This is a genomic window from Coprococcus sp. ART55/1, assembly GCF_000210595.1.
Lineage (GTDB): Bacteria > Bacillota > Clostridia > Lachnospirales > Lachnospiraceae > Coprococcus > Coprococcus aceti.
This window is the reverse complement of sequence record NC_021018.1, coordinates 1,263,181-1,276,199: the sequence shown is the minus strand read 5'-3', so window position 1 is coordinate 1,276,199 and position 13,019 is coordinate 1,263,181. Positions and strand designations below refer to the sequence as shown.

Sequence of the window (13,019 nt, the reverse complement as noted above, 5' to 3'; positions counted from 1 at the left end):
CCAAGAACCCTTGAGGAAGTCGGCAAGGAGTTCAATGTCACAAGAGAGCGTATCAGACAGATCGAGGCAAAGGCGCTCAGAAAGCTGAGACATCCTAACAGAAGCAGAAAGCTCAAGGATTTCCTGTATAACTAGCAGAGAGGACCGCGCGATCTGGCATGGATGGTGCGAGGATAATAATTATGAAAGATATAGAATTGTCACTTCGTATGAAGACTGTTGCCGACATGGTAAAGCCCGGCGGCAGAGTGTGTGATATTGGATGCGACCATGCATTTGTGTCCATATACCTTGTGGCAAATGGCATATCGGACCGGGTCATAGCATCAGATGTTAGAACCGGTCCGTGTGCTATAGCCAGGGATAATATAGCCAGATGGAATATGACAGACCGTATTGATCTGAGACTCGGAAACGGACTTGCAACCATCTCTCCGGGTGAGGTGGATTCCATCATAATAGCCGGCATGGGAGGAATCCTCATAACGGATATACTTGAAGCCGGCATGGATGTGGTACAGTCAGCCGGTCAGCTCGTGCTGCAGCCCCAGTCGGAGACAGAGCATTTGAGAAGGTACATCGCAGAGAATGGCTGGAAGATCACAGAGGAAAAAATGCTGATAGATGCTGGCAAATACTACGTTGTACTGAACGTGGATGTGACAGCACAGGATTTTGGTAATAAGTCAGCCATGGATGAAGTATATTATAAATACGGATATTACCTCATACATAATCATGACAAGATCCTCGGAGAGTATCTGAGGGATAAGCTTGATTCGACCGGAAAAGTCCTTGATGGACTGAAGAAGGCGGATACGGTCAATGCCAGACGGCGTGCCGGTGAGCTCACACATGAAAAGGAATGCATGGAAGAGGCATTGAGACTTATATCGGATATGGAGTAGATATTTATATGGGTGATGAGCAGAGAAGTATAACATCATTAAAGACAACTGCAAAGGAGTGGGCGAGGAAAGTCGGTATCGATTCGATCGACAGGCTGAACGAGATGATCGATTCAGGAAAGGGACTGGAGCTCATACTGGTATGCGAGGCTATGCAGAGTAACTGCATGTATGAGATAGCCAGAAAAGTTTCCGAACAGAAGCGTAGGATAATACTGATATCCGGGCCGAGCTCGGCGGGCAAGACAACACTTTCCCACAGACTCAGTATCCAGCTTCGTGCCATGGGACTCAGACCACATGCGATAGCTGCGGATAACTATTTTGTGAACCGTGAAGACAATCCTAAGGATGAGAATGGCAACTATGATTTCGAGTGCCTGGAGGCCATGGATCTTGAAACACTTAATAGGGATATGACAAGGCTGTTGGACGGTGAAGAGATAGAGCTTCCGGTTTTCAACTTCAAGACCGGAGTGAGGGAATATCATGGGGACCTTCTCAAAATAGGTGAAAATGATGTTATCATCATGGAAGGAATCCATTCGCTTAACCCGAAGATGACATACGGACTGGCGGATGAAGACAAGTACAAGATATACATAAGTCCCCTTAATCAGTTGTACGTTGAAGGTGAGGACGGCGAGCCGGCAAAGGTTTCAACCATAGACAGCAGACTGCTCAGGAGAATAGTCAGAGACAGCAGGACCAGAGGGAACGATGTGGAGAAGACACTTTCCATGTGGAGCTCAGTCAGAAGGGGAGAGGAGAAATATATCTTCCCATATGAGAGCGAGGCTGATGAGATGTTTAACTCGGGACTGTTGTACGAATATACCGCCATACGGCGTGAGGCGAGACCATTGCTGCTCGGGGTAGATGAGACTTCAGAGCATTACCAGGATGCGGCGAGACTTCTGCGTCTGATAGATATGTTCCACGACATAGACACAGAATACATACCAGCAAATTCCATACTCAGAGAATTTATAGGTGGCGGATGCTTCAGGATATGATGAAGGTTTACACAAGGATAAAGAATAACCAACAATACAAAAATACGGCACAGAGGCAAAACAAATGTCTCCGTGCCGTATTTTTTGTTCAAAATATAAGAAAATACTATGAAAGGGAATGAGTTGGACTGTAAGCCGGGTTATGTCGAGAGTGATCATCTATCTAGGATTTATGTTACCATAAAACTCAAGCAACCTACCTGAAATGCAGCGGGCAACTGTATCATTCCACAAGCTCCTTTGCAGAAGCTATATTTGGTCTTGCTTCGGATGGGGTTTACAGAGCCTGTCATGTTACCATGGCAGCGGTGAGCTCTTACCTCGCCTTTCCACCCTTACCATACGAATATGGCGGTATATTTCTGTTGCACTGGCCTGGGAGTCGCCTCCACCGGACGTTATCCGGCATCCTGCCCTGTGAAGCCCGGACTTTCCTCACCTGCAAAAATGCAGCCGCGATCACTTATCCAACTCATATAATCTTATAACAAATCACCGGCAAAAAGTAAAGTGAAAATAATCAAAAAACAACGAATGTAGTTTTTAAAACTACTTAACACAGTTAAGAATGCTTGATGCGGATTGTGATTCATGATATAATCTATAGCAAAGACGAGCAGACTAATATATGACTTCAGGCATATGGCGCACACAGCGCTGGAAAGGACTAACAATGGAAGATGTATATTTAACTAATAGAGATTATGTGAAGATAAAGAATCTGAATCTGGTGAGCTACGGCGGCAATCAGAACTGGTCAAAGTCAAAGAAGATGCAGAAGGCTGGATGCGGTGTTATAGCCATGGCAGACCTCACGATGTATCTTGCTGAGCAGAATCCGAATATGATGACCGATGCCATCCGAAAGATCAACAAGCCCAAAGGCTTATACAACAAGCATGACTATCTTGAGTATGTGAGATTTTTCTATGTGCACTACGTGATACTTCTCATGCACAAGGGCATGCTGGGAATAGCGCTCAAGCATACGATGAACAGATATTTCATGCTGAACGACATAGGGCTCAAGGCGAAGTGGAAGATGATGCAGTCCGATGAATCGATGCTGAGAGATATAAGACATCTCATAAGAAAGAATAAGCCGGTCATACTGGCCATAGGACCTAACAGATACAATCCATTTGGCAAGAAGGGTATCAGCCTTTATGTGGACAAGGACGGTGAGCTGAAGAGCTCCATCAGGGAGAATGTCCACTCACATTATGTGACTGTTACAGGAGTGTGCACCATAAAAGGAAGAGAATATCTTGTTGTATCTTCATGGGGAAAGAAGTATTATATAGACTATAAGGAATACAGGAATTACGTGAATAACGTCGGTGACAAGTTCACGAGCGGGATATTATATATCCAGGGATTATTATAAGATTTTACACCAGGAGGACATTGTATGAACGCAGTAGAATGTATCAAGACCAGAAGAAGTGTGAGAAAGTTTACAGATGAGATGGTGAGTGTTGACACAGTCAGAGAGATTGTTGAGCTGGCGTCATATGCGCCATCATGGAAGAATACACAGGTTATCAGATATACACTTGTGGAGGATCCGGAGATCATCGCTAAGATAGCTGCAGAGGGCGTTATGGATTTCCCTCTCAACCAGAAGACAGTCAGCAGAGCGAAGCAGCTCATGATAGTCACCAAGAAGGACGGAATATGTGGCTATGAGAAGTCAGGAGAGTTCAGCACAAGCAAGGGCAGCGAGTGGGAGATGTTCGATGCCGGTATAGCAACCCAGACATTCTGTCTTGCCGCTCATGATAAGGGCGTTGGAACAGTCATACTCGGAATATTTGACGATGCAAAGGTAGGAGAGATAGTTGGTATTCCTGATGGACAGACCGTTGCCGCAGTTGTGGCTATGGGTTATCCTGCATTTGCACCGGAGATGCCGCCTAGAAAGTCAGTGGACGACCTTCTCACAGTGAAGTAGATCACAGAACGGTACAATTACATATAAAAAGAAATTGATGTAAGCTGCACTTTAGTATACACTAAGTGCAGCTTTTTTTAATAAGGAGGCAACATGACAGACAGGATTTCTTCAAAGGCTGATGTTCTTAAGAGCCTGTATGGAAAATTGAAGTATTCGAGAGTGGAAAAGCTAAAGATAGCAACCGGAGCTGAGCTTGATGCCGATCCGTATGGACTTGCGGCGGAGATAGCAGAAGAATTTGCCGGAGGGTATATCGTGGTCAGAAGCTCGTCCTCAAATGAAGACGGACTCAACACTTCGAATGCCGGTCACTATGAGAGTATTCTGGGAGTGGACCCTTCAGACGGAGAGGCGGTAGTAAGGGCAGTCAGGGAAGTGCTGGATTCATATAAATGTGATCTGGACGATGTGTCCGGCGAACAGGTTCTCATACAGAGACAGATCACGAATATCAGCTACAGCGGCGTTATATTTTCAAGGGAGATCAAGAAGGACAGGCCATATTATACGATAACCTACGATGATTCATCCACAGACGCGGTTACAAGCGGAAGGGGAGGAAAGACGGTATACATAATCAGGAATGTGGACTGTGATGAGCTGCCGGCGAACTGGGCTGCGCTCATCAGATCCATGCGTGAGCTGGAGGAGATGCACCCTGAATATCCACTGGATGTGGAGTTCGCAATAGATGAGGACAATACAGTCACGATATTTCAGATGAGACCTCTTGCAGCCAGCATCAATGGTGTTCACTCCGATGTCGATGACGAAGAGGTGTTCAGAACTGTTTTGGAGGCTGAGGATACATACAGGGAGATCAGCAGCCTGGTTGGGGACAGGAACACCATATTGTCGGATATGGCATTCTGGAATCCTGCGGAGATCATAGGTGAAAATCCCCATCCGCTTGACTATTCCCTGTACAGGGAGATCATCACGTCTGCGGCATGGAATCAGGGACTCAGCTACATTGGTTACAGAGAGGTGGATGGAGACCTCATGTATAAGCTTGGCAACAAGCCGTACATATCTCTTAAGAAGTCGTTCCTGGGGCTGATGCCGGATGAACTGGATGACAGGCTGGAGGCGAAGCTTCTGAAGTATTACGATAAGAAGCTTATAGATGATCCGACCGCCCATGACAAGATAGAATTTGAGATAGCATTTTCCGAATATGACTTCTCGACGGAGGATAAGCTGGGGACACTGACGGAAGCCGGGTTCACCAGGGAGGAGATTGCGGACCTCTCGGATTCGCTGTTCAATCTGACAAACAATGCGATATGCAATTTCAATAGAAACAGGATGAAGGATCTCAGGGCTCTTAACGGCCTTCGTGTCCACCGTGAGAATACGAGAAGCAACTGGCTTATGGCGCACAATGATGTGGTAACGCTGATACAGTATTTTGTACAGCTCATAGAGAGCATAAAGCATTACGGAACCCCGAAATTTGCGCGACAGGCGAGACTGGCATTCATATCGAAGGCGATTAGCAGATCCCTTGTGTACAGAGGATATTTTACGGACAAAGAGATAGACGATTTTATGATGTCGATATATACTGTTGCGTCGGAGTACGATTCTGACTTTCAGGATCTGGTGGACGGCAGGATAACAAGAGTTACATTTGATGAAAAATATGGACATCTGCGTTCAGGCACATACGACATAACCTGCGAGACATACGCCCAGCGCGAGTTCGACCTGTCCAAGGGAAGCGCTGCTGCGAGAAAGCAGAGGCAGACCATAGAGGAGCTTAAGCATAATCCTCTGGATTCGGTTAAGCTCATGGAGGCACTTGAGGATATAGGCTTTTATGTGGACCTCAGGGAATTTCTGGATTTCCTCAAGGATTCCATGGAGGAGAGGGAATTCTTCAAGTTCGAGTTCACCAAGACATTAAGCCTTGCCATAGACATACTTATAGATATAGGCGATAAACTTGGCATAAGCAAGGAAGACATGGCATATCTTGAGGTGCCGGATATTCAGCTTATGGTGAACAGACCTGCGGAATTCACAGGCGATATATGGAGAAAGATCATAGATCAGAACAAAAAGAAATTCCAGAGGGCGTCCATGCTTATACTGCCGGATGTCATATATGATCCGTTGCAGTTAAAATGCATAGAGATATGGGAGGCTAGACCTAACTTCATAACATCTGAATGCGTCACGGGTGACATTCTCCTGCTTGAAAATTATGAGAATGAGGATCACGAGGATGTGGCTGACGTTCAGGATAAGATAGTAGTTCTCCCGAAGGCGGATCCGGGATACGACTGGATATTTGCAAAGGGGATAAAAGGATTTATAACGAAATACGGCGGAGTTGCATCCCACATGGCGATAAGGTGTGCGGAGTTCAACATCCCGGCGGCAATAGGCTGCGGAGACTGCATATACAGTTTCGTGGAAAAACAGCAGACGGTGACGCTCGACTGTGCACACGGTAAGATAACAAAGGGGGTATAGGTTTTATGTTACATGCACTTATAACACAGCGGGAAGGACACAATATGTATGGAAAATATACGGACGTTCTCGAGGCTGCTTATGTGGAGTTCTATGAGAGCCTTGGAATAAGACTCAGACCGGTATCCAACTTTACAAAAAACTTTGATGAGATAGTGGATGAACAGTTTGATCTCCTGATAGTGACAGGGGGCGGAACGCTCCATCCGAGACATTATGTGGAGCCGCACAATGCAGAGCTGCAGCCGCACCGTGATGCGCTAGAGGAGCAGCTCATAATGTACTGCGTCCAGAATGAGATCCCAGTGATAGGCGTGTGCAGGGGAATGCAGCACATAAATGCGCTGTTTGGCGGTAAGATAAGTTATTCCGCGCGCTTTAAGGTGCCAAGACCCAGAGGCACAGACCACATGGCAAGGATAGTCAAGACGGACAGATATATCAAGGTAAACAACTTCCACAGCGACTGTGTCTATCTGGAAAATCTGTCGACGATGTTCTATCCGATAGTGGTCGATGAGGAGAATGAATCTGTCGAGGCATTTGTATCACCGACGATGAGCATACTTGCCTTCCAGTGGCATCCTGAGCGTATATTTGAGAGCGAGGAAGGACGGCTTTTTACAAGACATCTTATACAGGATTTCCTTGGGCTTCCGAGAGATGATGTGAAACCGGCGATAGATTAACGTTGAAATGCCATATGAAAGATGCTAAAATAAACTAGCGTATACTTATGAGATAGAAAAGTTGCGATGGAGGCACTATTATGGAGAACGGAAAAGCTAAACAGCTTTTAGATAGAATACAGGATATAGTTGGAGATGGACAGAACGTTCCATTTGCAGCAGGTAAGGTACTGGTCAACAAGGAAGAGGTTCTTGAGATCGTTGAGGAGCTCAAGACTACTATAGATCTGGAACTCAAGGCATATCATGAGATCACAGACAAGAGAAGCAAGATCATCAAGGAGGCAGAGCAGGAGGCCGATGAGATCATCGCAGAGGCCGAGGAGACCGCATCCAGGATCAGGCTTACAAAGCCAAGCCCGCTCTTTGTGGACCGCAATGTCAAGAGCCTTGGCAAGCAGGACAGGCAGGCGCTCAGAACGGCCAACGAGATATATGCGGCATCTATCATTTATACAAATGAGATGCTGATGGAGATCAACGAGACCGTGAACCAGGCATATAATATGATAAGCATGGAGAGCGACAGAGTCCTTGATTCTCTGAGAAAGAAATCTGAGATCATTGAGAACAACAAGAAGGAGCTCATGGAAGGTCTCATGGATATGAAGAAGCAGGAGCGCTATGCCGATATACTGGAGATCAGCCAGCTTCTGGCGAATGAGCTGTATTATGAGAAGAACAAAGCCAAGGATGAGGAGCACAAGGATAAGAACGGTGAGCCGGAGATGGTTCAGTGGGAGTTCGATTTTGAAGATAAGAAGGAGCCTGAACCGATCCGAGTGAAGGCATCCAGGGAACCGGTCAAGAGTGTCCAGAGGGAGACTGACGATGCGGATTCTTCGATACATGTCATAAAAGACAGTGATCATGACGATAAGATGAGACGCTTTGGAGACAGAACACCGGTGAGACTTGAGGAGTCGATAACGGATGCGAGTGCCAAGGGAAGCGACTCAGACAAGAACGGCAGACCTGATTTCAGAATAGGCGGACGTATATCCGATGCCTATGATGACGTGGATGACGGAGTCGTATAAAAGTTTCGTGCAACATGCAGGGGACGCGCTAGTTTTGAATATTAAAGCCTGATAAGTTGGCGGCTGATACTTTACAGGGGGTAACGTGTCGAATAGCACATTATATGATGCAGCAACACAGCATGCATGGCATTGCGCCGGAGCATGGGAGATCATATAATGGTGGTGTCGTCGACAGGAGGCAACATTTAATATTATATACAAATAAATCAACCTAAAACGCGGAGGTAAAAAGTTATGGGAATTTTAAAGAGATTTAAGGACATTATGTCATCAAACATCAATGCACTTCTTGACAAGGCAGAGGATCCTGAGAAGATGATAGATCAGTACCTCAGAGACCTTCAGGAGGATCTCAGAAAGGTTAAGTCAGAGACTGCAACTGTTATGGCAGAGGAGCAGAGATGCAAGAGACAGCTTGATGAGTGTGACGCAGAGATCGCAAAGATGCAGACATATGCAGAGAAGGCACTTGTAGCAGGTAACGAGGGCGATGCAATGAAGTTCCTCGAGAAGAAGAACCAGCTCACGCAGAAGCAGGTAGCTCTTCAGCAGGCATATGATGCAGCAGCAGCTAACGCAGCCAAGATGAGACAGATGCATGACAAGCTCACAAAGGATGTCAGCGATCTCAATGCAAGAAAAGAGACTATCAAGGCAAAGGTTCAGGTTGCTAAGACTCAGGAGCGTATGAACAAGATGATGAGCGGTATCGGCGATTCATCAGCTTCACTTGATGCATTTTCAAGAATGGAAGCAAAGGCAGACGCTATGCTTGACAAGGCAAATGCAATGAGCGAGCTCAATTCATCAAGCGCAGATTCAATAGATGATCTTGCAAGCAAGTATGATGCAGCTCCAAATGCAGACGTTCAGGATGAGCTTGCAGCACTTAAGGCAAAGATGGGATTATAATATTCCAAACATATTGCAGAACAGAGAGGAGTGCACTACATGGGTTTATTTTCAAATCAGTTTGCTAATGTTGTAGAATGGGAAGAGTACAGAGATGACGTCATCTTCTGGAAGTGGACAAATAGAGAGATCAAGAAGGATTCAAAGCTTATAATCAAACCGGGACAGGATGCTATATTCCTTTATAACGGAGCGGTTGAAGGTATATTTACCGAGTCTGGAAACTACACTATTGATTCACAGATCATACCATTCCTTTCAACATTGAAGGGATTTAAGTTCGGATTCAATTCAGGACTTCGCGCAGAGGTTCTGTTTGTGAATACAAAAGAGTTTACATGTAACTGGGGAACCAGTTCACCGATCAGACTTCAGGCACCGGGACTTCCGGGCGGACTTCCTGTGAGATCAAATGGTAAATTCTCATTCAAGATAGACGATTATAATGTTCTAATAGAGAAGGTTGCAGGTATAAAGCAGCAGTTCACAGTCGATGACATAAGAGATAGGATAAGGGGTATCCTGGACGGACTGCTGATGAAGTGGATCACAAAGGTTGGCGGAGACGTATTCAATCTTATGGCCAATTCCGTTGATATAGCTAAGGGTATCAAGGAAGATCTGGACATGGAACTCTTGGGAATCGGACTTACGATAACTGATTTCAGAATAAGCGAGTTTACATATCCTGAGAATATACAGAAGCGTGCTGATCAGGCTGCTGAGTATTCTATGATAGGGGATATGAACAGATTCCAGCAGGTGAATATGGTTGATTCCATGGCAAGGGGTGGCCGTACAGGAACAGCCGGAAGCAATGCAACGGATATGGCAAATGCCATGGTAGGAATGCAGATGGGAATGGCTATGGCAGGTCAGATGGCCGGAGCTATGAACCAGATGAACAATGCAGCAACACAGGCAGCAGGAACCGGAACAGCTCCAAAGTTCTGTCCTAACTGTGGACAGCCAACTAACGGTGCGAAGTTCTGTGGCAACTGTGGAACGAAGCTGATCTAAAGACAAATACATTATAATTGAATAATGATATTTTCAAATAAACGCTGTTATGATATACTAGGCAGATGGAATAAAACATATGTTTGGTATATATAACGGCGTTTTTTACGTCACAGGATACAGGAGGAATTATGGCAGGACTTAACGATATGCAGGAACAGGCCTGTGAGCATGTGGATGGGCCACTGCTCATACTTGCGGGAGCAGGAAGCGGAAAGACCAGGGTTATCACACACAGGGTAGCCTATCTCATGGAGCACGAAGGAGTTAATCCTCTGAACATACTGGCAATCACATTCACCAACAAGGCGGCCCGTGAGATGCGGGAGAGAGTTGATCTAATAGTTGGGGACGGAGCTGACAGGGTATGGGTCAGCACATTTCATTCGCTGTGTGTGAGGATACTCAGAAGATATGCTGATAAGATCGGCTATGGCAAGAACTTTGATATATATGATTCGGATGACCAGAAGAGTACGGTGAAGAGTATACTCAAGGATTTTCAGATAGACCCGAAGAGGTATCCCGAGAAGATGTTCATGGCGGAGATATCCAAGGCCAAGGAGAAGTATCTGTCACCTGATGAATTTGCAAAAAAGAATGCTGCAGACTATGCAGGAACAAAGGCTGCAGAGGTGTACACTGAGTATCAGAGTCGTCTTAAGAAGAACAATGCGATGGACTTTGACGATCTTATTTACAAGACGGTGGAGCTGTTCGAGCACAATCCTGATGTCCTTGATACATATCAGAATAGATTCAGATATATCATGGTTGACGAGTATCAGGATACTAATCACATACAGTTTCTGCTGGTCAAGATGCTTGCGAGAAAATACAGGAACCTGTGTGTGGTGGGAGACGATGATCAGTCCATATACAAGTTCAGAGGAGCGAATATAACCAATATCCTGAACTTTGAGAAGGAATATGAGGATGCGAAGGTTATCAAGCTGGAACAGAACTATAGATCCTGTGGCAATATACTTGCCGCAGCGAATGCAGTCATACAGCACAATGCAGGCCGTAAGGATAAGGCTCTGTGGACGGATAAGGATGCCGGTGAGAAGATCTCGTTTGAGCAGTGCGATTCGGAATATGCAGAGGGAGATATGGTGGCGAGCCGTATCAAGACTCTTGTCAGACAGGGAGTGGACTACAGGGATATAGCTATCCTCTACAGGACGAATGCACAGTCCCGTGTGCTCGGAGAGAAGATGGTGTATGCGAACATACCATACAGAGTATATGGCGGCACAAACTTCTATGCCCGAAAGGAGATCAAGGATGTTCTGGCATATCTCAAGGTCATCAACAATTCCACTGACAACCTGTACTTCAGGAGAGTGGTAAATGTTCCGAAGAGAGGTATAGGCGAGGCGAGTCTCAGCAAGGTTGAGTCATTTGCGGATGCGTATGGATTGTCGATGATGGATGCTGCGGCGAGAGCTGACGAGATACCGGGAATGGCTGCCAAGACCTCGGCCAAGATCAGGCAGTTTGCGGAGCTTATCACATCATTCAGGGATATGCTGGCGGATGGTGAGAGCCTTGACTCGGTGTACGACAGGATCCTTGAGGATACGGGTTATGAGTCAGAGCTCATAGCAGAGCACACAGAGGAGGCCATGACTAGACTTGAGAATATCGATGAACTCCGCAACAAGGTGGTGGAATTCACAGAGGATAATGAGGAGGCAGGGCTCAGCGAGTTCCTGGAGGAGATAGCGCTTGTGTCTGACCTCGATGCCATGTCGGAGGATGACAATCAGGTCAAGCTGATGACTCTCCACAGTGCCAAGGGTCTGGAGTTCCCATACGTATTTATATGCGGAATGGAGGACAGAGTATTTCCTAGTGGAATGGCACTCAACTCAGATGATCCCGATGCTCTTGAGGAGGAGAGACGTCTGTGTTACGTGGGTATAACCAGAGCCATGAAAAAGCTGTACCTGAGTGCGGCGAAGGAACGAATGATGCATGGTAACAGGGTGTACAGCGATGTGTCCAGATTCATAAGAGAGATCCCGCCTATGCTGTTTGAGCATGAAGCTGATATGAAGAATATGGCAAAGCGAAGAGAGTCGGAGTCTGTCGACAGATATAACAGAGGTGAAGGACGCAGAGATGCGTATGGAAGTTCATATGGTGATACATATGCCGGCTATGGCGGTGGAAGAACCGCTGGAGCAGCCTCAGGCAGAAGCTATGGACAGAAGAATCCATACAGCAGCTATGCAAAACAGCAGTCATACGGGCAGCCGTCTTCCCAGCCTTCGTTCGGCAAAGCCTTTGTGGTAAACAGTGTTGGCAAGCCGGATTATGCTGTTGGAGACAGAGTCAGACATATTAAGTTTGGTCCGGGTACTGTGGAGGCTTTGGAGAAGGGCGATAAGGATTACGAGGTTACAGTGAATTTCGACAGATGCGGTGTCAGGAAGATGTTTGCTTCGTTTGCAAAGCTCAAAAAATGCGAGTAGTCAATTAAACCGCATGTTAGATTTATTTATAAAATACATATAGAAATAATTAAAACCGTATGCTATAATTTTGGTATGTGTTGGGAGATAATAACTGTATGTTTCTTCTCTCAAATCAATATAATATAATGAAACCCGTTACAGGGTTAAGAAAGGGTGGAATGTAACGATGAAGAGTAGTGACGTAATCTTAGTTAAAGGCGATGCAACAGAAGAGAAGGCAAAGAGCACATTATTTGTGATCTTGGTTATCATTGGTGCCGTTGCTGCTATTGCAGGTATTGCATATGCAGTATATTCATATCTTACACCAGACTTCCTTGATGATTTTGATGATGACTTCGACGATGATTTCGACGATGACTTCTTCGATGATGAGGAAGATACAGATGAGGCAGAGCCAGCAGCAGAAGCAGCCGAGGCGGCAGACGCTGAGTAATTCGTACTGTATTATATAGAAGAATATGGTAGTATAAAGATACGCTCTATCCATTGAGGATAGAGCGTATTTTT

At 45.8% G+C, this 13,019-nt stretch carries 12 protein-coding genes and 1 other RNA gene; 12 read left to right on the top strand and 1 reads right to left on the bottom strand.

Translation table 11 applies throughout. The annotated features are described in order from the left end of the window. From CCU_RS06045 to CCU_RS06035, 3 genes are all read left to right on the top strand, one after another. Positions 1 to 135, top strand: a 135-nt coding sequence (locus CCU_RS06045; RefSeq protein WP_305803651.1) for a sigma factor-like helix-turn-helix DNA-binding protein, incomplete at its 5' end; no start/stop codon positions are given. A gap of 47 nt (positions 136 to 182) precedes the next feature. Then, positions 183 to 908: a tRNA (adenine(22)-N(1))-methyltransferase gene (locus CCU_RS06040; protein WP_015533962.1), complete on the top strand. Its 726-nt coding sequence runs from the start codon at positions 183 to 185 to the stop codon at positions 906 to 908. 8 nt (positions 909 to 916) lie between these two features. Beyond that, positions 917 to 1,924: a uridine kinase family protein gene (locus tag CCU_RS06035; protein ID WP_015533961.1), complete on the top strand. Its 1,008-nt coding sequence runs from the start codon at positions 917 to 919 to the stop codon at positions 1,922 to 1,924. Between the two features lie 115 nt (positions 1,925 to 2,039). On the opposite strand, the gene rnpB is transcribed toward CCU_RS06035, so the two are convergent. Next, positions 2,040 to 2,399: RNase P RNA component class A (rnpB, locus tag CCU_RS06030), an RNA gene on the bottom strand. A gap of 198 nt (positions 2,400 to 2,597) precedes the next feature. On the opposite strand from rnpB, the gene CCU_RS06025 reads away from it, so the two are divergent. The 9 genes from CCU_RS06025 to CCU_RS05985 all read left to right on the top strand — a co-directional run bounded on the left by CCU_RS06025 (position 2,598) and on the right by CCU_RS05985 (position 12,945). After that, on the top strand, positions 2,598 to 3,311 hold the full coding sequence (locus CCU_RS06025; protein ID WP_015533959.1) for a hypothetical protein: 714 nt from the start codon (positions 2,598 to 2,600) through the stop codon (positions 3,309 to 3,311). A gap of 24 nt (positions 3,312 to 3,335) precedes the next feature. Further along, positions 3,336 to 3,878: a nitroreductase family protein gene (locus CCU_RS06020; protein WP_015533958.1), complete on the top strand. Its 543-nt coding sequence runs from the start codon at positions 3,336 to 3,338 to the stop codon at positions 3,876 to 3,878. 93 nt (positions 3,879 to 3,971) lie between these two features. Then, the gene (locus tag CCU_RS06015) at positions 3,972 to 6,362 is read left to right on the top strand and encodes a PEP-utilizing enzyme (protein WP_015533957.1); all 2,391 of its coding nucleotides are present in this window, start codon (positions 3,972 to 3,974) and stop codon (positions 6,360 to 6,362) included. A 5-nt stretch (positions 6,363 to 6,367) separates the two neighbouring features. Next, positions 6,368 to 7,051 (top strand): gamma-glutamyl-gamma-aminobutyrate hydrolase family protein, encoded by a 684-nt coding sequence (locus CCU_RS06010; RefSeq protein ID WP_015533956.1) that lies wholly within the window; start codon positions 6,368 to 6,370, stop codon positions 7,049 to 7,051. Between the two features lie 80 nt (positions 7,052 to 7,131). Continuing rightward, positions 7,132 to 8,091, top strand: coding sequence for a hypothetical protein (locus tag CCU_RS06005; protein WP_015533955.1), 960 nt, complete (start codon positions 7,132 to 7,134; stop codon positions 8,089 to 8,091). 237 nt (positions 8,092 to 8,328) lie between these two features. Then, positions 8,329 to 9,006, top strand: coding sequence for a PspA/IM30 family protein (locus CCU_RS06000; protein ID WP_015533954.1), 678 nt, complete (start codon positions 8,329 to 8,331; stop codon positions 9,004 to 9,006). A 39-nt stretch (positions 9,007 to 9,045) separates the two neighbouring features. Then, entirely contained in the window at positions 9,046 to 10,026 is a 981-nt protein-coding gene (locus CCU_RS05995; RefSeq protein ID WP_015533953.1) for an SPFH domain-containing protein, read from the top strand. Positions 10,027 to 10,157: 131 nt separating this feature from the next. Beyond that, positions 10,158 to 12,506, top strand: coding sequence for a DNA helicase PcrA (gene pcrA, locus CCU_RS05990; protein ID WP_015533952.1), 2,349 nt, complete (start codon positions 10,158 to 10,160; stop codon positions 12,504 to 12,506). A 169-nt stretch (positions 12,507 to 12,675) separates the two neighbouring features. Continuing rightward, positions 12,676 to 12,945 (top strand): hypothetical protein, encoded by a 270-nt coding sequence (locus CCU_RS05985; RefSeq protein WP_015533951.1) that lies wholly within the window; start codon positions 12,676 to 12,678, stop codon positions 12,943 to 12,945. Positions 12,946 to 13,019: the final 74 nt, after the last annotated feature.

Bases quoted from the DNA above. Each gene is read 5' to 3' on its own strand.
- CCU_RS06025 (WP_015533959.1), top strand. From the start codon at position 2,598: ATGGAAGATGTATATTTAACTAATAGAGATTATGTGAAGATAAAGAAT.
- CCU_RS06010 (WP_015533956.1), top strand. From the start codon at position 6,368: ATGTTACATGCACTTATAACACAGCGGGAAGGACACAATATGTATGGA.
- CCU_RS06015 (WP_015533957.1), top strand. From the start codon at position 3,972: ATGACAGACAGGATTTCTTCAAAGGCTGATGTTCTTAAGAGCCTGTAT.
- CCU_RS05995 (WP_015533953.1), top strand. From the start codon at position 9,046: ATGGGTTTATTTTCAAATCAGTTTGCTAATGTTGTAGAATGGGAAGAG.
- CCU_RS06000 (WP_015533954.1), top strand. From the start codon at position 8,329: ATGGGAATTTTAAAGAGATTTAAGGACATTATGTCATCAAACATCAAT.
- CCU_RS06020 (WP_015533958.1), top strand. From the start codon at position 3,336: ATGAACGCAGTAGAATGTATCAAGACCAGAAGAAGTGTGAGAAAGTTT.
- CCU_RS06035 (WP_015533961.1), top strand. From the start codon at position 917: ATGGGTGATGAGCAGAGAAGTATAACATCATTAAAGACAACTGCAAAG.
- CCU_RS06005 (WP_015533955.1), top strand. From the start codon at position 7,132: ATGGAGAACGGAAAAGCTAAACAGCTTTTAGATAGAATACAGGATATA.
- CCU_RS05985 (WP_015533951.1), top strand. From the start codon at position 12,676: ATGAAGAGTAGTGACGTAATCTTAGTTAAAGGCGATGCAACAGAAGAG.
- CCU_RS06040 (WP_015533962.1), top strand. From the start codon at position 183: ATGAAAGATATAGAATTGTCACTTCGTATGAAGACTGTTGCCGACATG.
- pcrA (WP_015533952.1), top strand. From the start codon at position 10,158: ATGGCAGGACTTAACGATATGCAGGAACAGGCCTGTGAGCATGTGGAT.